Raw genomic sequence first — 22,060 nt, 5'->3', positions numbered from 1 at the left:
TTGGTAATGTTTTCCACGTCGGAACGGCCCGCGAGGGACGCGAGACAGACACCTTGTCCGGGTGGCGGAATGGCAGACGCGCTAGCTTGAGGTGCTAGTGCCCTTTATCGGGCGTGGGGGTTCAAGTCCCCCCTCGGACACAAGAGCGAGAACCCCACTTCGGTGGGGTTCTTTGCGTTCGCCCCGTGCGGTGTGCGGCACGGCCGGTACGGCATCATGGCCCCTGACCAGCGGACGGGGGGTATCGGAGTGACGCAGGGCGGTCCGGGCAACGGCACGGTGATCGGTGGCCGTTATCGGCTTCAGGAGCGGCTGGGCCGGGGTGGCATGGGGACCGTCTGGCGGGCCTCGGACGAGCTGCTCGGGCGGGCCGTGGCCGTCAAAGAGCTCCACGTCGACGCCGGCACCCGGGCCATGGGGGCCCTGCGGGAGGCCCGGGTCGTCGCACAGATCAGGCATCCGCACGTCGTGGTCGTGCACGACGTCGTGGAACACGAGGGCGTCGCCCACATCGTCATGGAGCTCGTCGAGGGCGGTTCCCTGGCCGACCGGCTCGCCACTGCCGGACCGCTGACGCCCCGGGAGACGGCCCGGCTCGGGATCTCGCTGCTGGGCGCCCTCGGTGCGGCGCACGAGCGCGGGGTGCTGCACCGGGACGTGAAGCCGGCCAACGTGCTCATCGAAGCGGGCACGGGCCGGGCGGTGCTGACCGACTTCGGGATCGCCCGGCTCGCCGGGGCGACGACCATCAGCGAGGCGGGGGCCTTCGTCGGATCACCGGAGTACACCGCCCCCGAGCGGATGAAGGGCGCGGAGGCCGGACCGGCGGCCGATCTGTGGTCGTTGGGCGTCCTGCTGTGCGCGGCCGTGACCGGGGAGTCGCCGTTCCACCGGGATTCGATCGGCGGCATCCTGCACGCCGTCGTCTTCGACGAGATCGAGCCGCCCGCCCGGCTGGGGCCGCTGCGCCAGGTCGTCCGCGGCCTGCTGGAGCGCGATCCGCAGCTGCGGCTGGGCGGCGCCGAGGCCGTGCGGCTGCTGTCCGCCTGCGCGGCGGGCGATGGCGGGGACGGGGAGGTGCCCGAGCCGGTCGCGGTGGTGGCGTACTCGCCGACCGAGCGGGCCACCCGGCCGGACGGCCCGCTGCCCTCGGAATCCGCACGGCCCGCACGGCCCGCGCGGCGCCGGGCGGCGGTGCGCGTGGGGCTGGTCGCGGCACTGCTCGCGGCGACGGTCGCCGGCACGGTGACCGCGACGCGGCTGCTGGGCGAGGAGCGGGAGCCGGGCAAGGGGGCGGCCGGAGCCGCCGCGTCCGCCGGGCCGTCGTCCTCCCCGGCCCCGGCGGCGGCCGGGAGCTCACCGGTCTCGCCCTCGGCCCGCGGGTCGATGCGGCCGGCGCCCGCCGGGTACCAGGTCGTGTCCGACGTACAGGGTTTCAGCATGGCCGTGCCGACCGGGTACCGGCGCACCACAGACGAGCAGCGGGTGATCTACGGCTCGCCGGACGGGGCCTTCCGCATCGGGATCAGGGTGGCCCCGGCGCAGTCCGGCGGGCCGCTGGCGGTGATGCGGCGCGCCGACGCCAACGGAACCGAGACGAACCCCGGGTTCCGTGAGAACAAGGTCGTGGCGACGACGCACGACGGGCTTCCGGCGGCCCTGTGGGAGTTCACCTGGGACGGTTTCACCCGGGCCGAGGGCGCCCGCCACACCTTCGACCTCTGCTGGGAGCAGGGCGGGGTGCTGTACGACGTGTGGGTGTCGGCACCGGTCGGGCGGGCCGCCGAGGCGCGCGGCCACTTCGACGCCGCGCTGGATTCCTTCGTGCCGGCCGTACGGGGGCCCGGGCAGCCCTGACGGCGACCCGGACCCTCGTACCGGCGGCGGGATCAGCCGCGGGAGGCGGCGATCTCGGCGACCCGGCGGCGGACCAGGTACCAGCCGCCGACCAGGGCGACCGCGATCGCGGGGATGCACAGGACGGTGGTGCGGCCCACTCCGCCGTCGCACCACATCAGGACCAGGACGGTGACGAGGAAGACCAGCGTGAGGAGCTGGGTGTAGGGGGCCCAGGGCAGCCGGTAGGCGGGGCGTTCGACACGGCCCTGCTTCGCCCGGCGCCAGAAGTGCAGCGAGCAGAGCATGACCATGGCCCAGGTGCCGAGGATGCCGAGCGAGGCGAAGTTGAGGACGATCTCGAAGGCGTCCTTGGGCATGTACTTGTTCAGGGCGACGCCGGCCAGGCCGAAGGCGGCGGTGAACAGGACGCCGCCGTAGGGGACCTTGCCCTTGTTCATGCGGGCGGTGAAGCGGGGCGCGGAGCCGGACATGGCCATGGAGCGCAGGATGCGGCCAGTGGAGTAGAGGCCGGAGTTCAGGCTGGAGAGGGCCGCGGTCAGGACGACCAGGTTCATGATGCCCGCGGCGCCGGGGACGCCGAGCTTGTCGAAGACGGTGACGAAGGGGCTCTGGTCGGAGCTGTACTCGGTGTAGGGCAGCAGCAGCGCCAGGAGGACCACGGAGCCCACGTAGAAGAGGCCCACGCGCCACATGATCGAGTTGATCGCCTTCGGCATGATCTTCTCGGGGTTCTCGGTCTCGCCGGCGGCGACTCCGCACAGTTCGACGGAGGCGTACGCGAAGACGACGCCCTGGATGACCAGGAGCATGGGGAGCATCCCGGCGGGGAAGATGCCGCCGTTGTCGGTGATGGAGGCGAGGCCGGGGGTGTGGCCGCCGATGTCGTGGCTGGTGGCGACGAGCCAGATTCCGACGACGAGGAAGATCACCAGGGCGGCGACCTTGACCAGCGAGAACCAGAACTCCATCTCTCCGAAGTACTTCACCGAGATCAGGTTCGCGGTGAGGACGACGGCGAGGGCGATGAGGGCGAGGACCCACTGGGGGACGTCGGTGAACATCGACCAGAAGTGGGCGTAGGTCGCGGCGGCGGTGATGTCGGCGACGGTGGTGGTCGACCAGTTCAGGAAGTACAGCCAGCCGGCGGTGTAGGCGCCCTTCTCCCCCATGAACTCGCGGGCGTAGGAGACGAAGGCGCCGGAGGAGGGCCGGTACAGGACGAGTTCGCCGAGGGCCCGGACGACGAAGAACGCGAAGACTCCGCACACCGCGTAGGCGATCGCCAGGGAGGGGCCGGCTCCGGCGAGGCGGCCGCCGGCGCCGAGGAACAGGCCGGTGCCTATCGCTCCGCCGATCGCGATCATGTTGATGTGGCGGGACTTGAGGTCCTTGCTGTAGCCCTCGTCGCCCGCGTCGGTGTGGCGTGCGGACGGCTCGGCGGGGGCCTCGGCCAGGGTGCGGTCGGTCATGTACGACTTCGCCTTCGTGGGGTGGACAGGCAGACCGGGCCGTCGTGCCGGGGAGCTGGGTGGTGTCCCCTGTGCGGCGGTCCGGGTGTTTTGATCGCCCCAGGAGACCATGCGGGTCCGCCGCCCGCCAAAATCGCACCCGTACGCATCGAAGCCCCCGACGACCATGGAAAGGGGTGTCGGGGGCTTCGCGGGCGCCGGAAACCTAGGTTTCGGGGTGTGCGGTCAGCTGCCGTGTCGGCTGTCCGGGGCGGCCTCCGTCGCGGCCTGGTCGAGGCGGAAGGCCTCGTTGCCCAGGCCGATGCGGGCGTGCGCCTCGGGGCGGCTGCGGCGCAGCACCAGTCCGTACGCCAGTCCGGCGACGGCGGCGGCGCCGATGATGCCGGGCAGGATCCCGCTGAGGGCGGAGCCCTCCTCGGCGCCGACCAGGACGCCGAAGTCCTTGACGGTCCAGACGGCGATGGCGAGCAGGGCGAGACCGGCGGCGCCGGCCGCGACGAGCCGCCAGACCTGGGCGCCGGCGGTGCCGCGGCGGACGAAGAAGGCGATGACGGCGAAGGAGGCCGTGGCCATCAGGAGGGTGATGCCGAGGGCGCCGACGCTGCCCATCCAGGTGAACAGGTGCAGGACGGGCGCGGTGGGGTCGCCGGCCGGCAGGTCGTCGGTGACGGCGAAGGCGACGACGACCAGGACGGACACGGCGGTCTGCAGGAGGGAACCGGTGCCGGGTGCGCCGGTGCCGGCGTTGGTCCTGCCGAAGGCGGCCGGGAGGAGGCCCTCGCGGCCCATGGCGAAGGCGTAACGGGCGACCACGTTGTGGAAGCTGAGCATCGCCGCGAACATGCCGGTCACGAAGAGGACGTGCAGGACGTCGGTGAAGGTGGCGCCGAGGCGGTCCCCGGTGAGCTGGAAGAGCAGGCCGGGACCGGCCTCGGCGGAGGTCTTGACGACCTCGGAGGGGCCGGTGGCGACGGTCAGGGCCCAGGCGCTGAAGGCGAAGAAGAGGGCGACGAAGCCGACGGCGAGGAACATCACGCGGGAGACGACGATGTGCGGCCGGCTGGTCTCCTCGGCGTAGACCGGGGACTGCTCGAAGCCGACGAAGGCGGCGATGCAGAAGCAGAGCGCGGTGCCGAGGCCGGCTCCGCCGAGGGTCGCGGGGTCGAAGGCGTGGAGCGAGAGGCCTTCGGCGCCGGGCTTGGCGAGCGCGGAGACGTCGAAGATCACGACGAGGGCGCACTCGATGAGGAGGAGGACGCCGAGGACCTTGGCATTGAGGTCGATCTTGAGCCAGCCGAGGGCGCCGGTGATGGCGACGGCCGCCAGGGCCGGTATCCACCAGGCGAGTTCGGTCTCCAGGTAGGTGGCGAAGAGGTTGGACACCTCGAAGCCGAGGATGCCGTAGACGCCGACCTGCATGGCGCTGTAGGCGACGAGCGCGACGAAGGAGGCGCCGGCGCCCGCGGTGGGGCCGAGGCCGCGGGCGATGTAGGCGTAGAAGGCGCCTGCGTTGTGGACGTGCCGGCTCATCTCGGCGTAGCCGATGCCGAAGAGCGCGAGGACGATGCCGAGGATGACGAAGAGGAGCGGCTGTCCGACGATGCCCATGACCCCGAATGTCGTGGGCATGACACCGGCGACGACCATCAGGGGCGCGCTGGCGGCGAGCACGGAGAGCAGCAGCCCGGCGGTGCCGAGCCGGTCGGCGCGCAGGGCGCGGTCCGTCCCCTTGTACGTTCTTATGTCGGCCGGGTCCTGGAGCGTGGTGGAGCTGCCCGTCGGCATGGCAGGTTCCTTTCGGGGGTGGTCGGGGGTGGTCTGGGGTGTCTCAGGCGGTGCCGAGGGCGGCGCCGCGCGCGGCGAGGAAGGCCTTGTGCGGGTCGCGGTCCGGATAGGACCACGGGGCGGGGGTCGCGTGCCTCCCGATGCGGTGGAACAGCGCGGCGGCCTCGGCGGGGCGGCCTTCGCAGAGCTTGGCGTGGGCCAGGTAGTTCAGGTCGACCCGGTTGCGGGGGTGGTCGTCGCGCTCCCATTCCAACCACCAGTCGAAGGCGGCGCGCAGCACCTGGCGGGCGCGCCGGCCTGACCAGTGCTGCGTGTCGCTGCCGAAGGTGTGGCCGTGGGTGGCGGCGAGCACCCGGTAGCGCTCGGCGTGCGCGATGACGGGGAGCACGGCGAGCGGGGAGTCCGCCGGGGCCTCCTCCGCGGCCCAGGCCGCGAAGTCGTAGACCTCGTGGAGCGGGTCGTAGCCGGAGCCGGGGGCGCGTTCGGCGAGCTTGGCGACCATCAGGTGGTGGGCGTGGTGGTGTTCGCGGTGGCGCGCGCGGACCTGGTCGAAGTGGCGGCTGAACTCCTCCTCCGGGCCGAAGACACGGGAGAGGAGGAGCAGCCCGAGCCAGGGCGTGGGGTCCGCGGGGAGCAGGGCGGCGGCGCGACGGCAGGCCTCCTCGGCGGCGGCCGGGGAGTCCTTGCCGCGCAGGGCGCGGAAGACGGCGGCGCAGGCGAGGAGGGTGGCCGCGTCGGCGCTGCCGGGTTCGGCGAGGAGCCACTCACGGGCCCAGGCGGTGGCCGCGGGGGTCTCGGCGAGCACGACGACCCGGTGGCCGCGCCGGTCCCAGTCGTCGCCGGTGGCGACGAGCAGGGAACGCGCCTTCGCCCACCGGCCCTGGGTGAACTGCGTGCGCACGTCCACGAGTTCGGCGTCGCAGAGGGCCGGGTCGAAGAGCTGGGCGTCCCGCTTGCGGGCGCGGCCGAGGGGCGGCGGAGGCGGGGACATCCGCGGTTTTTCCCTCCAGGACGCGGGCGGTCGGGGGATCGTGCCGGTGAGCGAACCGGTGATCACGCACAGCAAAGCGGTAGGCCCGGCTCCGAGTCAAGGTCCAGTCCACTGGGTGGCGAGTTTCAACTGCATTGTTCTGCGTGGCAGTTGGGACGAATGCGCCGGTTCGGGGAAGTCCGTGCCGAGCGGGTGTGGGGTGAGCGGGTCGGTTCGGCGGGGCGCCGGGGTGTCCGTCTGGCCGAATGACGTACCCCGGCGCCGGAGGGCCTCGTGTGCGGCGGCGTGCCGGTGCTCTGCGGGGTCGGCCGGCCCGCCGTACTGCCGTGCCGCCGGGGACTGGCGTGCGGCTTGGCGTCGAACGCGGATGCCCGGCGGCCCCCACTCCGCACCCCCGCGCCGGCGGGGTCGGGTGTGCGGTGGGGCGCCCCCGCAGGGCGTCGAACGCACCACGTCGTACATGTCCGCCGCCGCTACCCGTTCGACGCCCGAGGAGGTGCCCCGGCGCGCGCCCGGCCCCGACGGCCCACCCTGCGGCCCGCCCCGGCCAGGGCGGTGCCGCTGCGCGGAGCCGGTCCCCTACCCGCCCTTCCACCGTTCCCCGGGGCTCCGCCCCGGACCCCGGTCCTCAAACGCCGGACGGGCTGGAACCGCCCGCCCGCCCCGGACCCCGCGCCTCGAACGCCGGCGAGGCCGGATTCGTCCGCGGCCGGCTTGCCCGCAGGGCAATTTCAGCCCCGCCGGCGATTGAGGCGCGGGCGCGGAGCGCCGTAGGGGTGACGGGCGGAGCACCGCCGAGGCAGACGGCCGATGCAGCCCCGCCGGCGATTGAGGCGCGGGGCCCGGGGCAGCGCCCCGGGTGGGACGGGGGTCAGGCCGTGGCCGCTGCGGCGGCTCGGCCGGCGGTGCGGCCGGAGTAGAGGCAGCCGCCCAGGAACGTGCCCTCCAGCGCGCGGTAGCCGTGCACGCCGCCCCCGCCGAAGCCCGCCGCCTCGCCCGCCGCGTAGACGCCGGGGAGCGGTTCACCGGACGGGGTCAGGACGCGGGAGGAGAGGTCGGTCTGGAGGCCGCCCAGGGACTTGCGGGTCAGGATCGACAGCCGTACCGCGATCAGCGGCCCGGCCTTGGGGTCCAGGATCCGGTGCGGGGCCGCCGTGCGGATCAGCTTGTCGCCGAGGTACTTGCGGGCCCCGTGGATCGACATCACCTGGAGGTCCTTGGTGAAGGGGTTGGCGATCTCCCGGTCGCGCGCCACGATCTGGTCGCGGACGACGGCCTCGTCGAGGAGGTCCTCCTTGGTCACCGCGTTCATGCCGCGCACCAGCGCGGACAGGTCCCGCTCCACGACGAAGTCGGCGCCGTTGTCCATGAAGGCCTTGACCGGGCCGGGCACGGCCTGCCGGGCACGGTCGATGACGTCGCGGACCGACTTGCCCGTCAGATCGGGGTTCTGTTCGGAGCCGGAGAGCCCGAACTCCTTGCCGATGATCCGCTGGTTGAGCACGAACCAGGTGTGGTCGTGGCCGGTCCGCATGATGTGGTCGAGGGTGCCGAGGGTGTCGAAGCCCGGGAAGAGCGGTACGGGCAGCCGCTTGCCCGTCGCGTCCAGCCAGAGGGAGGACGGGCCGGGCAGGATGCGGATGCCGTGCCTGGCCCAGATCGGGTTCCAGTTCTCGATGCCCTCGGTGTAGTGCCACATCCGGTCCTTGTTGACGTGGCTCGCGCCCGCCGCCTCCGCGATGCCGAGCATCAGGCCGTCCACGTGCGCCGGGACCCCGGAGAGCATCCGGGCCGGCGGGGTGCCGAGCCGGGCCGGCCACTGCGCGCGGACGAGGTCGTGGTTGCCGCCGATGCCACCGCTGGTCACGATCACCGCCTGCGCCCGCAGGGAGAAGGACCCGACGGTCTCCCTGCTGCTGGCGGTGCCCCGTACGGCGGTCGAGGGCTCCAGGATCTCGCCCGTCACGGTGTCCACCGCGCCCGCCGTCCGGGACAGGCCGGTGACCCGGTGGCGGAACTTCAGCCGGACCAGGCCTCGGGCCACCCCGGCCCTGACCCGGCGCTCGAACGGTTCGACCAGGCCCGGGCCGGTGCCCCAGGTGATGTGGAAGCGGGGGACGGAGTTCCCGTGGCCGTTGGCGTCGTAGCCGCCGCGCTCCGCCCAGCCGACGACGGGGAAGAAGCGGACTCCCTGCGCGTGCAGCCAGGGCCGCTTCTCCCCGGCCGCGAAGTCCACGTACGCCTCGGCCCAGCGGCGGGCCCAGACGTCCTCGTCGCGGTCGAAGCCGGCGGTTCCCATCCAGTCCTGGAAGGCGAGGTCCCGGTTGTCCTTGATGCGCATCCGGCGCTGTTCGGGCGAGTCCACGAAGAACAGTCCGCCGAAGGACCAGTGCGCCTGGCCCCCCATGGACTGTTCCGGCTCCTGGTCGAGCAGGATGACCTTGCGGCCCGCGTCGACGAGCTCCGCGGTCGCCGCGAGGCCCGCCAGCCCGGCTCCGATCACGATCACGTCTGCGTCGTACGTCATGCGTGTACCCGTCCCGTCCTGACGTCGATGGTGGGGCAGATCCTTGGCTACGGAGCGGTAACCAGTCAACAGCGGTGGTTGGATGACTCCTGTGAGTGCGGCTGACGAGGTACTGGACGTGGTGGACCGGGACGACCGGGTGGTCGGGCGGGCCCGGCGGGGCGAGGTGTACGCGCGGGGGTTGATCCACCGCTGCGTGTTCGTGCTCGCCAGGGACGCGGAGGGGCGGATCTTCGTGCACCGGCGGACCGCGTCGAAGCTGGTCTTCCCCTCGTACTACGACATGTTCGTGGGCGGGGTGCTGGGCGCCGGCGAGAGCTACGCGCAGGCCGCGCTGCGCGAGGCCGAGGAGGAGCTGGGCGTGAGCGGGCTGCCGCAGCCGGAGCCGCTGTTCAAGTTCCTGTACGAGGGCCCGGGCGGGGCCTGGTGGTCGTACGTGCACGAGGTGCGGTGCGCGGCGGCCGTGCGGCCGCAGGAGTCCGAGGTCGCGTGGCACGCCTTCCTGACGGAGGACGAGCTGGTCCGGCGGGTCGCCGGGGGCGAGTGGCCGTGGGTGCCGGACGGGCTGGAGGCGTACCGCAGGCTGGCGGAGTACCGGCGGCGCGACGCGTAGCGCGCCCCGTACATTGGGCGGGTGATCGACTTCGTCAAGGACGTGCGCCTGTGGTTCGCACCCTCGAAGCTGAGGGACGAGGGCGAGACCCCCGACTACCGCTTCTCGCTGGCCAACGAACGGACCTTCCTGGCCTGGATCCGCACCGCCCTGGCCCTGGTCGGCGGCGGTTTCGCGGTCGACCAGTTCCTGCCGGACCTGCGGTGGGGGGTGCGGGTCGGGATGGCCTTGGCGCTGCTCGCGGTGGGCGCGGCGTGCGCCCTGCGGGCGGTGAACCACTGGGTGCGGTGCGAACGGGCCATGCGGCGGGGCGACGACCTGCCGGTGTCCCGGTTCCCGGTGCTGCTGAGCGTGGGCGTGGGGCTGGTGGCGCTGGCGATGGTGGCGGTCGTGCTGCTGGGCTGGACGAAGCGGTGAGCGGGTGACCAGGTGACCAGGTACGGCGAGGGGCACGACGCGGGCCTCCAGCCGGAGCGGACCCGGCTCGCCTGGCGGCGCACGACGCTGGCCTCCTCGGTCGTGGCGGTGCTCGCCCTGCGGGCGGCGCTGCGCGGGACCGGGACGCCGGTGGAGCTGGCCGGGGTGTCGGTGATCGCGCTCGTGTGGCTGCTGTTCCTGTGGGTGGCGCACCGGCGGATCCGGGCGCTGGCGACGCACCGGCCGCGGACCCTCGCGCCGCGGGCGGCGGTGGCGGCGGTCGCGTGCACGGTGGCGCTCGCCCTGTTCGCGATGACCGTGATCATCTGACCCTTCCGTCGGATGATCGGGCTTCCCCGTACCACCGCGACACAAGGGGCGTTACGGGATGATGCCGGATGATCCGCACTAGCCTCGGCGCCATGACGACCCTGCACCAGGAACACGCCACACACGAGCACGCGCACGGCGCCGGCTGCGGCCACCGGGCGGTCCGGCACGGCGACCACGTCGACTACGCGCACGACGGCCACCTCCACCGGGAGCACTCCGGGCACTGGGACGAGTGCGAGACCACGGGCCACACCGCCCACGAGGGCCACGACCACGCCCACGGCGCGGACTGCGGGCACGAGACGGTGCAGCACGGGGACCACGTCGACTACCTGCACGACGGCCACCGGCACGCCGTGCACGACGGGCACTACGACGACCACTGACCCACCCGCCCTCCCCGGGCCCGGCGGCGGCCGGCAGGATGCGAGGCGCCCGTCAACGCGACCCGGGGAGACCGCAGATGACCGCCGACGTTCCGTACCTCGTCCAGCCCGCACCGGGGGTGTACGCCTACGTGCAGCCGGACGGCGGCTGGTGCCTCAACAACGCCGGCTTCGTGAGCGACGGCGGACGCACCCTCCTCGTCGACACCGCCGCCACCGAGCGGCGGGCCCTGGCCCTGCGCGAGGCCGTCGTGTCGACCGGGGTGCCGCTCCCCCGCACGGTGGTGAACACCCACCACCACGGCGACCACACCTACGGCAACAGCCTGTTCGCGCCCGAGGCGCTGATACTCGGGCACGAGAACGCCCGGGCCGAGCAGCTCGCCGCCGGGCACCAGCTGGAGATGATCTGGCCCGCGACGGACTTCGGCGCGATAGAGATCACCGCGCCCGACCTGACGTACGGCGACCGGACGACCCTGCACCTCGGCGAGACGGAGGTGCGGGTCATCCACCCCGGCGTCGCGCACACCACCGGGGACTCGATCGTGTGGCTGCCCCGGCAGCGGGTGGTGTTCACCGGGGACCTGGTCTTCGCCGAGGGCACCCCGTTCCTGGCGATGGGCTCGCTCGCCGGTTCGCTTCGGGCGCTGGAGCTGCTGCGCTCCCTGGACGCGGAGACGGTCGTGCCGGGACACGGCCCGCTGACCGACCCGTCGGCCTACGAGTCCACCGAGCGCTATCTGCGGTACGTGGCCGAACTCGCCCGGGACGGCCGGGACAAGGGACTCACCCCGCTGGAGGTCGCGCGGCAGGCCGACCTCGGCGAGTTCGCCGCCTGGCGGGAGAGCGAGCGGCTGGTGGCGAACCTGCACCGGGCGTACGCGGAACTGGCCGGGGAACCGGAGGGGGTCCCGCTGGACATCCTGGCGGTGCTGCGGGACATGACGGTGATGAACGGCGGGACGCCGATCCTCTGCCACGCCTGATCCGCGGGCGCGCGGCCGGGGTTCTTTCGGCCCGCACTCTGGACGACATACCGACTGGTCGGCATGATGGCCCACGGACACCCGTCGCCTACTCCGCACGGAGGTGCGCAGCATGACGTCAGCATCGGCCTCAGCGCCGGCCGATCCGCGAGGCCTGGACCTGGAGCGGCTGCGCGGTCATCTCGATCGGGAGCGACCGGGCCTGGTGGCCGGGGCGCTGCGCGGCCGGCTGATCGAGGGCGGCCGTTCGAACCTCACCTACGAGGTCACCGACGGGAGCTCCCGCTGGGTGGTGCGCCGGCCCCCGCTCGGGCACGTACTGGCCACCGCGCACGACATGCGGCGCGAGCACCGGGTCATCGCGGCGCTGCACGGCACGGCGGTCCCGGTGCCGGAGCCGCTCCTGCTGTGCGAGGACGAGTCGGTGCTGGGGGCGCCGTTCTACGTGATGGAGTACGTGGACGGGGTCCCGTATCGGACGGCCGGGCAGCTCGCCGCGATCGGGCCGGAGCGCACCCGGCGGGCGGTGCTGGGCCTCGTCGACACCCTGGTCGAGCTGCACGCCGTGGACCCGGGGGCGGTGGGTCTGGGCGACTTCGGGCGGCCGGAGGGCTTCCTCGACCGGCAGCTGCGCCGCTGGGGCAAGCAGCTCGCGGCCTCGCGGGGGCGGGAGCTCGCCGGGATCGACGAGCTGCACGGCGCGCTGGGGCGGGCGCTGCCCGACTCCCCCGCGCCGACCGTGGTGCACGGGGACTTCCGGCTGGACAACGTACTGATCGGCGGTCCGGACGACACGATCCGGGCGGTGCTGGACTGGGAGATGTCCACGCTCGGGGATCCGCTGACCGATCTCGGGCTGCTGGTGATGTACAGCTCGGACCTGGGCCTGACCGAGTCGCCGGTCAGCACGACGAGCGGGGCGCCCGGGCATCCGACGCCCGCCGAGCTGATCGAGCGGTACGCCGCGCGCTCCGGCCGGGACACCGGCGCCATCGCCTGGTACACGGCCTTCGCCTGGTTCAAGCTCGCGGTGATCCTCGAAGGCATCCACTACCGCTACACGCTCGGGCAGACCGTCGGGGCGGGCTTCGACCGGATCGGCGAGCTGGTGCCGGTCTTCATCGAGCACGGACTGACCACCCTCCACGAACCGCAGCAAGGCTGAGGAGCCGATCAGCATGGACTTCGCATTCGATGCCCGGACCGAGGAACTCCGCGTGCGGCTGCTCGCGTTCATGGAGGAGTACGTCTACCCGGCGGAGCCCGTCGCCGCCGAGCAGCGCGCACGGCTGGCCTCGCCCTGGGACACCCCGGCCGTGTTCGGTGAACTGAAGGCCGAAGCACGCCGTCAGGGCCTGTGGAACCTCTTCCTTCCGGATGGCGAGTACGGCGCCGGGCTGACCAACCTGCAGTACGCCCCGCTCGCCGAGATCACCGGCCGCAGTCCGCACCTGGCGCCGACGGCGACCAACTGCGCGGCTCCGGACACCGGGAACATGGAGCTGCTCGCGCAGTTCGGGAACGAGGAGCAGAAGAAGCAGTGGCTGGAGCCGCTGCTGGCCGGGGAGATCCGGTCCGCGTTCGCGATGACCGAGCCCGAGGTGGCCTCGTCGGACGCGACGAACATCGAGACCCGGATCGAGCGGTCGGCGGACGGCTCCGAGTACGTGGTCACCGGGCGCAAGTGGTTCATCTCCGGCGCCATGAACCCGGACTGCAAGATCTTCATCGTGATGGGCAAGACGGATCCGGAGGGCGCCGATCCGCGCCGCCAGCAGTCGATGATCCTGGTCCCGCGCGACACCCCGGGCGTGGAGGTGCGGCGCGCGATGACGGTGTACGGGTACGAGGACCACGACCACGGCGGTCACGCGGAGGTGGTCTTCGACGGGGCACGGGTCCCGGCGGCGAACCTGATCGGCGAGGAGGGCACCGGCTTCGCCATCGCCCAGGCGCGACTCGGCCCGGGCCGCATCCACCACTGCATGCGGCTGATCGGCATGGCGGAGCGGGCCATCGAGCTGATGTGCCGGCGCGCGGTGGAGCGTACGGCCTTCGGCAAGCCGCTGGCCGCGCAGGGCGTCGTCCAGAACTGGATCGCGGACGCCCGGGTGACGGTGGAGCAGCTGCGGCTGCTGGTGCTGAAGACGGCCTGGCTGATGGACACGGCGGGGAACAAGGGCGCGCACACGGAGATCCAGGCCATCAAGATCGCGACTCCGCGGGCGGTGGTGCGGATCCTGGACGACGCGGTGCAGCTGCACGGCGCGGGTGGGGTGAGCCAGGACTTCCCACTGGCCGAACTGTGGGCGGCGGCGCGGACGCTGCGGCTGGCGGACGGCCCGGACGAGGTCCACCAGCGGTCGCTGGCGCGACGCGAACTGAAACGGTTTCTGTAGCCTCCCGGCGGGGTCCGGGCGAGGCACCGCCGCCCCACCCCGCCCTCAGGCGGGCGCCACACCCCGCCCTCGGGCCGCCGCCGGCGACACCTCCAGCCTCGCCGGCGTTTGAGGCGCGGGGTCCGGGGCGGAGCCCCGGGGAACGGTGGAAGGGCGGGTAGGGGATGCTCCGCGCAGCGGCACCGCCTTGGCCGGGGCGGGCCGCAGGGTGGGCCGTCGGGGCCGGGCCGGACTCAGGGACGCAGCGCGCGCAGCAGCAGGTCGGCGAGGTGATCGGCGACCTGCTGCGGCGTGAGCGGCCCGTCCGCCCGGTACCAGGTGGACAGGTGGTGCACGGACCCGAAGTGGTAGTCCACCACCAGGTCGGCGGGCGTGGCGGTGGAGAACACGCCCGTGCGCTGCCCCTCTTCGACCAGCGCGCGGAACCGCTCGTGGTAGCGCCGGCGCTCGGCCCGTACCTGCTTGAACTTCTCCGGGCTGAGCTGGTGCATGGACCGGAAGAAGATCATCGCGTCGTCGAGGTTCTCGATGGTGGTGACCACCACGTCGGCGGCCGCCGCCCGCAGCCGTTCCTCGACGGGCGCGTCGGACGAGGCCACGGCGTCGAGCCGCTGCTGCTGGGTCCGCAGCATCCGCGCGTACACCTCGTGCAGCAGATCGTCCTTGGATCCGAAGTAGTGGTAGAGCGCGCCCTTGGTGACCCCGGCCGCCTCGACGATCTCCTGGACCGAGGTGCGGTCGTAGCCGCGCTCGGCGAACAGCCGCGTGGCGACGGCCAGCAGCCGCTGCGGTACCGGCGCTTCGTGCGTGCCCTCGGGCTCCGTCGTCTTGGCAGCCGCCATGGCGCTGACCTTCCCTTCACAGTCCTTCGTACGACCGTCCGACTCTTTTCAGCCTCGGTCGCGCAGTTCTCGTCGCAGGATCTTGCCACTGGTCGTCTTCGGAAGGACAGGCAGGATCTCCACCTGGCGCGGGTACTTGTACGCGGCCAGGTGCTCGGCGCAGTGGGCGGCGAGTTCCTCCGGTGCGGCCGAGGCTCCCGGACGCAGGCTGACGTACGCCTTGACGTTCTCCCCCCGGTACGGGTCCGGGACGCCGACCACGGCCGCCTCGCGGACCGCGGGGTGCGCGTAGAGCACGTCCTCGACCTCGCGCGGCCAGACCTTGAAGCCGGAGGCGTTGATCATGTCCTTCTTGCGGTCGACCACGTAGAGCCAGCCGTCCTCGTCCATGAACCCGACGTCACCGGTGCGCAACTCGCCCCCGGGGAAGGCCTCCGCGGTCTCGGCCGGCAGACCCCAGTAGCCGCGGACGACCTGGGGTCCGCGGACCACGATCTCCCCGGTCTCGCCGAAGGGGACCTCCGCGCCCCGCTCGTCCAGTACGCGGACGACGGTGTCGGCGCCGGGAAGGCCCACGGAGAGGGTGCCGGAGGCCGGGTCGACGGGGGCTTCGAGGTGCACGGGCACGGAGGCGGAGGCGGCGGTGGTCTCGGTGAGGCCGTAGCCGTTGCGGAGGTAGAACCCGAAGGCGGCGCGCAGGCGCTCGACGAGCGCGGGCGGGAGGGGTGCTCCGCCGGAGGAGATCACCTGGAACGAGGCGAAGTGGTCACGGGTGACGGCGGGGTGGGCGGCGAGGGCCATGAAGGCGGTGGCGGGACCGACGGTGTAGGCGGGACGGTGTTCGAGGAAGGCGTCGAGGACGGCTCCGGCCTCGAAACGGTGGGCGAGGACGAGGGTGCCCGCGTTGACGAAGCAGGCGGCGAGCTCGCAGACCATGCCGGTGATGTGGAAGAGCGGGGCGAGGGCGAAGTAGCCGGCACCTTCCGGGAGGGGGTGGCCGGCGACCTGGCGGGCGGCGTTGTGCACGAGCGCGCCGTGCGGGTTCATGGCGCCCTTGGGGGTGCCGCTGGTGCCGGAGGTGTAGCCGATGAGGGCGATGTCGTCGTCGGTCGGTTCCGGCCCGGCGGGCCGGGGCCGCCCCTCCCGCGCCACGCCGGACAGGTCCAGCACCACCGGCTCCCGAGCCGCCGACGGGTCCGCCGGTGCGGGGGCATCCGCCGGCGTTCGAGGCGCGGGCGTGCGGGGGCCGGGCCCCGGGGCGGTCGGGGCCGCGCCGGCGTCCGGCCGCTCGGCGGCCGGGCCGGGGAAGACGCGGGGGTCGTTGCGGGTCTGGTGGTCCGTGTCCCGCGCGGTCAGGACGACCCCCACGCCACTCCCCCGCACCGCTCCCCGCAGGTACGCCTCCCACGCACCCGCCTCGCACACCAGCGCGCCCGCCCCCGAGTCGCGCAGCACGTGCCCGACTTCGGCGGACTTGTACATCGGGTTGAGCGGAACGACCACCGCCCCCGCCTTCCAGGCGGCGAGCACGGCGAGCACGAAGTGCGGGGTGTTCTGGAGCATGACCGCGACCCGGTCCCCCGGCCGTACGCCTTCCGCCGCGAGGCGGCCGGCGATCGAGTCGGAGAGCGCGTCGGCCCGGGCGTAGTCGATCCGGCCGTCGAAGTAGGCCAGCGCGGTCCGCTCGGGGGCCCGGGCGACGGCCTCCCGGAAGGCGTGCAGCACGGTGGGCGGCGACGCGAGGGGCGCGCGCTGCTCCGGGCTGAGCAGGCCGAGCCACGGCTTGGCCGCGTAGCGGGAGCGGGACCCGGGGCCTGCGGCGCCGGAGTTCATCGGGTTTCCCATGTGCGCTGGAGGCGGTTCATACCGCTCAGCCAGCGGTCGGGGTCGGTGGCCCGCGCGGCGTGGAAGTCCGCCACCTCGGGGTGCGGGAGGATCAAGAACCGGCCCTTCTCCATGCCGTCGAACAGTGCGTCCGCGACCGCGTCCGGCTCGATCGCGGTCGGCGCGAGGACGAGTTCGCCCGCCGAGCCCGCGGCGGTCAGCATGTCGGTGCGCACTCCCTGCGGGCAGATGGCGTGGACCTGGACACCGCGGTGGCGGTAGGTCAGCGAGAGCCATTCGGCGAAGGCGAGCGCACCGTGCTTGGTGACACTGTACGGGGCCGCTCCGATCATGGTCAGCAGTCCTGCGGCCGAGACGGTGGAGACGAAGCGGCCGCTCCCGCGCTCCAGCCAGTGCGGCAGCAGCAGCCGGGCCGCGCGGACGTGTGCCATGACGTTGACGTCCCAGGCCGCCTCCCACACGGACTCGTCGGCGAACGCGTCGCCGCCGGAGGCGAGTCCGGCGTTGGCGCAGTAGACGTCGATCGTCCCGCCCAGTGCCTCCCGGGCCTCGGCCACGATCGCCGAGGCGTCGCCGGGAACCGCGACCGCCCGTCCGCCGATCTCCTCGGCGACCGCGGCGGCCTTGGCGGGGTCGAGGTCGTTGACCACCACCGTGGCGCCCTCGGCCGCGAAGCGGTGGGCGAGGGCGGCGCCGATGCCGCCGCCCGCGCCGGTGACGACGACTCGCTGGTCCTGGTACGCGCTCACGGGATCACCCTTCGGGGACGGACTCCGACTGCCGATGCCGGGCAGACTAACCAGTCGGTATGTCGTGGCGGAAGAGGGCCGACATCTAGCGTGGCCGCATGGGTCTGTCGCGACGGGGGCTGCTGGGACTGGCTGGGGCGGCCGGGGCCGCCGGGGCGATCGGGGCGGCCGCGCCCCGGGCGGAGCGGGTGCGCACCGGGTTCGAGCGGCTCGCCGCGGACGGGTACGGGCTGCTGGCCGGGCAGAAGGTGGGGGTGGTCACCAACCCGACCGGGATCACCGCCGACGCCCGCCACCTGGTCGACGTACTGCACGCGGAAGAAGCGGTGGACCTGGTCGCGGTGTTCGGGCCCGAGCACGGTTTCCGGGGCACGGCCCAGGCGGGCGGTTCGGAGGGCGCCGGGCGCGATCCGGCGACCGGGCTGCCCGTGTACGACACGTACGACAAGAGCGGGGAGCGGCTCGCGGAGGTGTTCAGGGCGGCCGGGGTGGACACCGTCGTCTTCGACATCCAGGACGTCGGGGCGCGCTTCTACACCTACATCTGGACCCTGTACGACTGCATGCGCGCGGCCGCCCTCGCGGGGAAGGCGATGGTGGTGCTGGACCGGCCCAATCCGGTGGGCGGCCGGCGGGCGGCGGGTCCCGTGCTGGAGCGTGCGCAGGCGAGTTTCGTGGGCCGGGAGCCGATCGCGCTCGCGCACGGGATGACGGTGGCCGAGCTGGCGCTGCTCTTCAACGGCGAGTTCCTGGGCACCGATCCGGTCAGGCTGCGGACGGTGGCGATGTCCGGCTGGCGCCGGGGCTCCTTCTTCGGGGAGACGGGGCTGCCCTGGGTGCCGCCGAGCCCGAACATGCCGACTCCGGACACGGCCCTCGCGTACGCCGGCACCTGCCTGTTCGAGGGGACGAACCTCTCCGAGGGCCGCGGGACGACCACGCCGTTCGAGGTGGTGGGCGCGGAGGGGATCGACCGGCGGTGGGCTGAGGCGGCGAACGCGCTGGGGCTGGCGGGAGTGTGGTTCCGGGAGGCGTACTTCACGCCGTCCTTCTCCAAGCACGTGGGCAAGACGTGCGGCGGGGTCCGGTTGATCGTGCACGACCGGGAGGCCTTCGACCCGGTGCGGGCCGGGATCGGGCTGTTGGTGACGGCGCGCCGGGTGTGGAGCGGCTTCGGCTGGCGCGCCGACCACTGGATCGACAGGCTGACCGGCTCGGACCGGGTGCGGACGATGGTGGACGCGGGGGCCGGGGTGGAGGAGATCGCGGGCGACTGGGCGGCGGGGCTGGCCCGGTTCGAGGCGTTGCGCGGGGAGTACCTGCTCTACGGCTGAACCGGTGCTGTCACGGGTCTGGCCGGGCGGGGGCGGCGGCAGGATGCTGGACCCGGCGGGATCCAACGGCGTTCGCGGTCGTGCGGAGACACGGCTGCGCGGATGCACTGCTCGGAGGGGGACCTCATGGCGCAGAACGTGGCCGGGCTCGGGGCGGGGATCGGCGTCGGGCCGTACGCGGAACTGACCTTCGACTCCGAGGGGGACGTGGACCGGTCCACGTTCGGGCCGGTCCAACGGATGGAGGCCACGGACCTGCTGGTCTTCGCGCACGGCTGGAACAGCGACCGGTCCACGGCGACGCGGCTCTACGACCGGTTCTTCGCCCCTTTTCCGGGGCTGGTGGGGCCGGGGGTGCGGCTGGGGTACGTGGGGGTCGTATGGCCCTCGATCCGCTTCTCCGACGAGCCGATACCGGACTTCGACCCGCCCGGCGCCCTCGCGGAGCCCGGCTTCGGTACGGCGCTGGACCCCGCCACCCGTCAGGCACTCGGGGGGTTCTGGCCGGGGCGCGGCGCGGAGCTGGACCGGGTCGCGGAGTTGCTGGAGGAGCGGCCGGAGTCGGAGGCTGCGTTCGCCGAGTTCGGGGCGCTCGTACGACGGCTCTGCGGGGCGGACGGGGGGTCCGCGGCCGCGCCCGACGAGGTGCCGCCGGCCCTCTTCACGGAGGACGTCGTGGAGGTGTGCCGGGCCCTCGCGCTCGCGCTGGTCGAGGCGGGCGGGCCGCCCCTGGGCGCGGGCGACGGGCGGGACTTCGACCTCGGCGGCGGGTTGCGCGGCCTGTGGGGCGGAGCCAAGGAGTTGCTGCGGCAGGCCTCGTACTACCAGATGAAGAAGCGGGCCGGGGTGGTCGGCGAGCGGGGCCTGGGGCCGGTGCTGGCGGAGCTGGCGGTGGCCCGCCCGGCCCTGCGGATCCACCTGATCGGGCACAGTTTCGGGGCCCGCCTGGTCTCGTTCGCGCTGCGCGCGGTGCCGGACGGCGCCCGGTACGTCGCGTCGCTGACCCTGCTCCAGGGGGCCTTCTCCCACTACGTGTTCTGCGACCGGCTGCCGCACGACAAGGGGCACGGGGGTGGCCTGGGCGGGCTCCAGCGCCGGGTGGACGGACCGGTGGTCGCCTGCCATTCCCCGTACGACTCCGCCCTGAAGGTGTTCTACCCGCTGGCCTCCCGGATGGCCGGGGATTCGGCCGGTCTGCTGGGTTTCGACGAACGGTGGGGCGCGATCGGGCACGACGGGGTGCAGGCGGTACCGGGCGCGCCGCGGCTGTCCCTGGACGCGGCCCTGCGCGACGGATTGCCGACGTCGGGGTGTGTCAGCGTGGACGCCGGTTCGGTGGTGCGGCGTGGCGGAGCACCTTCGGGGGCGCACAGCGACATCTGCCACGCCCAGCTGGCCGAACTCGTGGTCACCGCGGGGCGCATGGGGCGCTGAGTTCCGGCCATGTGCCACCCGCACGCCTCGTCCGCCCCGCATGCGCCCGCCGCCCACAGGGCATGTTGGGCACATCGATGCAGGCGGAGGTGAAAGTGTGATGGCGGGTTTCCGGAGTCTGGCCTACCAGGTGCGCGACGCGCGCAACGACCGGGCCCTGCGGCGCCATTCGCTGCGCCGCTGTCTGGAGCGGTTCGCGCCGTACGGGCACCGGGCCACGTGGTGGCACCTGTGCGACCGGCACGGGATCGCCCCCGAGGACCGGGGGGCCGATCCGCTGCGGCTGGTGGCGGCGCTGGAGGAGCTGGAGGACGCGCGGGCCGTGTGGCTGGAGTACGAGCGGCAGTTCGCGGAGCGTCGGCGCCGGGAGAAGCACGACGGGCTGCGCCGGCCGGAGTGGGCGTGGGGCGGCAGCGGGGACGCGGTGGTGCGGTGCGCGGATCCGGGCGTGCGGCCGGAGGGGACGCTGGGTGAGGTGCTGCGTCGGCTGGTCAGGGCGCTGGAATCGGAGCCGGGTACGGGGTGCCCGGTCTGCGGGGAGAGCGAGCTGCGCTGGCCCGCGGTGGTCCGGGTCGGCACCTGGGAAGGGGCCTGGGCGTGGGACGGGCCGCTGTGCGCGGGCTGCGGGATCGTGGTGCCCAGACCGGCGCTGGCGGAGGCTCCGTCGGCTTCGGTCCGGGCGGGGGCGGCGTGACACCGGTCCCGCCGGTGCTGCTGGCCTCCGTGAACGGTTCCCGGAGCGCGTCCGACGGCCCGGCCGTGCCCGTGTCCCCGGCGGATCTGGCGGTTTCGGCGCTGGCGGCGGTGGCCGCGGGGGCCGGGGAGGTGCTGGTGCACCCGCGGACCCCGTGCGGGCGGGAGAGCCTCTCGCCCCGGGTGGTGGGGCCGGTGCTGGAGGAGCTGCGGGGCGCGGGGGTCGGCGTACCCCTGGTGGTGCCGGCGTGCGTGGGGGCCGAGCCGGGTGCCGCCGAGCGGCTGGAGCGGGTGCGTTCGTGGACGGCGCTGCCGGACCGGGCGGTGGTGCGCTTCGCGGAGCCGGGTGCGCGGGAGCTGGCGGAGGCCCTGCTGGGGCTGGGTGTGGCGGTGGACGCGGTGGTGCCGCTGGGCGGATCGGCCGGGCCGGCCGACGCGGATCCGATGGCCCGGTTCCTGGCCTGGCCGGTGCGCGAGCCGGGGCGGGTGCGGCTGGTGGCGGAGTTGCCGTCGGCGGATCCGTCGCTGGTGGCCGGGTTGCGCGGGCTGCCCCCGGTGGCGGTGGTGCTGTTCGGGCGGGAGGCCGCGGCGTGGCCGGTGCTGCGGCTGGCGGGGCGGTGCGGTACGGGCGCGCGGACGGGCGTGGGCGACGTACTGCACCTGCCGGACGGGCGGCCGGCCCGGTCGAACGCGGAACTGGTGGCGGCGGCCCGGGTGGTGCTGCGGGAGACGGCGGACCCGGGGCCGGCCGTGCCCGTCTAGAGCGGGACCCGGGGCCGGCCGTGCCCGTCTAGAGCGGGACCCGGGGCCGGCCGTGCCCGTCTAGAGCGAAACTTGGGACGGACCGTGCCGGTCTGGAGCGGGACTCCGTCGGCCATGCCGGTCTAGAGTCGGGATCCGGTGACGCGGTCGCCTATGACGTCGTCCGGGTTGGACAGCGCGCAGGTCTTCATCGAGAGGCAGCCGCAGCCGATGCAGTCCGTCAGGTGGTCGCGCAGGCGGGCGAGCCGGTTGATGCGCTCGTCGAGTTCCTTGCGCCAGGCCTCGGAGAGGCGGGCCCAGTCCTCGCGGTTGGGGGTGCGCTCCTCGGGGAGTTGGGCCAGTGCCTCGCGGATGTGGGCGAGGGGGATGCCCACGCGCTGGGCGGCGCGTACGAAGGCGACCCGGCGCAGGGCGTCTCGGGTGTAGCGGCGCTGGTTCCCGCTGGTGCGGCGGCTGCTGATGAGGCCCTTGGTCTCGTAGAAGTGGAGTGCGGAGACGGCGGCACCGCTGCGGGCGGACAGCTGGCCGACGGTGAGTTCGTGGACGTTCTCGGGAATCTGCGGCACCCGGCCGAGCGTAGCCGGAGGTCCGTTGACATACACATACGGTCCCAGCATGCTGAGCAAACGCTT

At 73.5% G+C, this 22,060-nt stretch carries 20 protein-coding genes and 1 tRNA gene; 13 read left to right on the top strand and 8 right to left on the bottom strand.

The features are described 5' to 3' along the window. Window positions 1-55 precede the first annotated feature (55 nt). Both ACFYZL_RS16750 and ACFYZL_RS16745 read left to right on the top strand, forming a co-directional pair. Window positions 56-140 (top strand) — tRNA-Leu (locus ACFYZL_RS16750). A gap of 187 nt (window positions 141-327) precedes the next feature. Then, window positions 328-1,857 (top strand): serine/threonine-protein kinase, encoded by a 1,530-nt coding sequence (locus tag ACFYZL_RS16745; protein WP_388679715.1) that lies wholly within the window; start codon window positions 328-330, stop codon window positions 1,855-1,857. Window positions 1,858-1,889: 32 nt separating this feature from the next. Here ACFYZL_RS16745 and ACFYZL_RS16740 read toward each other — a convergent pair whose 3' ends face one another. From ACFYZL_RS16740 to ACFYZL_RS16725, 4 genes are all read right to left on the bottom strand, one after another. After that, window positions 1,890-3,329 (bottom strand): amino acid permease, encoded by a 1,440-nt coding sequence (locus tag ACFYZL_RS16740; RefSeq protein ID WP_384753080.1) that lies wholly within the window; start codon window positions 3,327-3,329, stop codon window positions 1,890-1,892. A 225-nt stretch (window positions 3,330-3,554) separates the two neighbouring features. Next, window positions 3,555-5,114 (bottom strand): APC family permease, encoded by a 1,560-nt coding sequence (locus tag ACFYZL_RS16735; protein ID WP_384753078.1) that lies wholly within the window; start codon window positions 5,112-5,114, stop codon window positions 3,555-3,557. A gap of 43 nt (window positions 5,115-5,157) precedes the next feature. Then, complete coding sequence (locus tag ACFYZL_RS16730; RefSeq protein WP_384753075.1) at window positions 5,158-6,105, bottom strand: hypothetical protein; 948 nt, start codon at window positions 6,103-6,105, stop codon at window positions 5,158-5,160. Window positions 6,106-6,976: 871 nt separating this feature from the next. Then, the gene (locus ACFYZL_RS16725; protein WP_384758131.1) at window positions 6,977-8,632 is read right to left on the bottom strand and encodes an FAD-binding dehydrogenase; all 1,656 of its coding nucleotides are present in this window, start codon (window positions 8,630-8,632) and stop codon (window positions 6,977-6,979) included. 82 nt (window positions 8,633-8,714) lie between these two features. On the opposite strand from ACFYZL_RS16725, the gene ACFYZL_RS16720 reads away from it, so the two are divergent. The 7 genes from ACFYZL_RS16720 (at window position 8,715) to ACFYZL_RS16690 (ending at window position 13,769) form a co-directional block, all read left to right on the top strand. Further along, the gene (locus ACFYZL_RS16720) at window positions 8,715-9,245 is read left to right on the top strand and encodes an NUDIX hydrolase (protein ID WP_384758128.1); all 531 of its coding nucleotides are present in this window, start codon (window positions 8,715-8,717) and stop codon (window positions 9,243-9,245) included. Window positions 9,246-9,266: 21 nt separating this feature from the next. Beyond that, window positions 9,267-9,662, top strand: coding sequence for a YidH family protein (locus tag ACFYZL_RS16715; protein ID WP_384758125.1), 396 nt, complete (start codon window positions 9,267-9,269; stop codon window positions 9,660-9,662). A gap of 12 nt (window positions 9,663-9,674) precedes the next feature. Further along, window positions 9,675-9,992: a DUF202 domain-containing protein gene (locus ACFYZL_RS16710; protein WP_384595983.1), complete on the top strand. Its 318-nt coding sequence runs from the start codon at window positions 9,675-9,677 to the stop codon at window positions 9,990-9,992. Between the two features lie 92 nt (window positions 9,993-10,084). After that, window positions 10,085-10,381, top strand: a complete 297-nt coding sequence (locus ACFYZL_RS16705) for a hypothetical protein (protein WP_384736611.1) — start codon at window positions 10,085-10,087, stop codon at window positions 10,379-10,381. A 77-nt stretch (window positions 10,382-10,458) separates the two neighbouring features. Beyond that, on the top strand, window positions 10,459-11,370 hold the full coding sequence (locus ACFYZL_RS16700; RefSeq protein WP_384758122.1) for an MBL fold metallo-hydrolase: 912 nt from the start codon (window positions 10,459-10,461) through the stop codon (window positions 11,368-11,370). 112 nt (window positions 11,371-11,482) lie between these two features. Then, window positions 11,483-12,535 (top strand): phosphotransferase family protein, encoded by a 1,053-nt coding sequence (locus tag ACFYZL_RS16695; RefSeq protein ID WP_384758119.1) that lies wholly within the window; start codon window positions 11,483-11,485, stop codon window positions 12,533-12,535. Between the two features lie 13 nt (window positions 12,536-12,548). Then, window positions 12,549-13,769, top strand: a complete 1,221-nt coding sequence (locus ACFYZL_RS16690; protein WP_384758117.1) for an acyl-CoA dehydrogenase family protein — start codon at window positions 12,549-12,551, stop codon at window positions 13,767-13,769. A 233-nt stretch (window positions 13,770-14,002) separates the two neighbouring features. Here the strand turns inward: ACFYZL_RS16690 and ACFYZL_RS16685 are convergent, their stop codons facing one another. From ACFYZL_RS16685 to ACFYZL_RS16675, 3 genes are read right to left on the bottom strand one after another with little or no spacing between them, the layout of a single operon-like run. Beyond that, window positions 14,003-14,611, bottom strand: coding sequence for a TetR/AcrR family transcriptional regulator (locus ACFYZL_RS16685; RefSeq protein ID WP_384750962.1), 609 nt, complete (start codon window positions 14,609-14,611; stop codon window positions 14,003-14,005). A 48-nt stretch (window positions 14,612-14,659) separates the two neighbouring features. Next, entirely contained in the window at window positions 14,660-16,444 is a 1,785-nt protein-coding gene (locus ACFYZL_RS16680; protein ID WP_388679583.1) for an AMP-binding protein, read from the bottom strand. After that, the gene (locus tag ACFYZL_RS16675; protein WP_384750968.1) at window positions 16,441-17,205 is read right to left on the bottom strand and encodes an SDR family oxidoreductase; all 765 of its coding nucleotides are present in this window, start codon (window positions 17,203-17,205) and stop codon (window positions 16,441-16,443) included. Before ACFYZL_RS16675 ends, ACFYZL_RS16680 begins: the two co-directional genes overlap by 4 nt. 98 nt (window positions 17,206-17,303) lie before the next feature. Between ACFYZL_RS16675 and ACFYZL_RS16670 the strand changes: the two genes are divergently transcribed. The 4 genes from ACFYZL_RS16670 to ACFYZL_RS16655 all read left to right on the top strand — a co-directional run bounded on the left by ACFYZL_RS16670 (window position 17,304) and on the right by ACFYZL_RS16655 (window position 21,428). Then, the gene (locus ACFYZL_RS16670; protein ID WP_388679579.1) at window positions 17,304-18,539 is read left to right on the top strand and encodes an exo-beta-N-acetylmuramidase NamZ domain-containing protein; all 1,236 of its coding nucleotides are present in this window, start codon (window positions 17,304-17,306) and stop codon (window positions 18,537-18,539) included. A 126-nt stretch (window positions 18,540-18,665) separates the two neighbouring features. Next, the gene (locus ACFYZL_RS16665; RefSeq protein ID WP_388679576.1) at window positions 18,666-19,973 is read left to right on the top strand and encodes a serine-threonine protein kinase; all 1,308 of its coding nucleotides are present in this window, start codon (window positions 18,666-18,668) and stop codon (window positions 19,971-19,973) included. Between the two features lie 100 nt (window positions 19,974-20,073). After that, window positions 20,074-20,667, top strand: coding sequence for a hypothetical protein (locus tag ACFYZL_RS16660; RefSeq protein WP_384750976.1), 594 nt, complete (start codon window positions 20,074-20,076; stop codon window positions 20,665-20,667). Beyond that, window positions 20,664-21,428, top strand: a complete 765-nt coding sequence (locus ACFYZL_RS16655) for a 3-keto-5-aminohexanoate cleavage protein (protein WP_384750986.1) — start codon at window positions 20,664-20,666, stop codon at window positions 21,426-21,428. The genes ACFYZL_RS16660 and ACFYZL_RS16655 overlap by 4 nt, the downstream gene beginning before the upstream one ends. Before the next feature lie 122 nt (window positions 21,429-21,550). Here ACFYZL_RS16655 and soxR read toward each other — a convergent pair whose 3' ends face one another. Beyond that, window positions 21,551-21,994, bottom strand: coding sequence for a redox-sensitive transcriptional activator SoxR (gene soxR, locus ACFYZL_RS16650; RefSeq protein ID WP_384750989.1), 444 nt, complete (start codon window positions 21,992-21,994; stop codon window positions 21,551-21,553). Window positions 21,995-22,060: the final 66 nt, after the last annotated feature.

Source organism: Streptomyces sp. NPDC001717, from assembly GCF_042892775.1.
GTDB lineage: Bacteria > Actinomycetota > Actinomycetes > Streptomycetales > Streptomycetaceae > Streptomyces.
The sequence above is the reverse complement of the archived record's forward strand: the minus strand, read 5'-3'. Positions and strand labels throughout refer to the sequence as shown.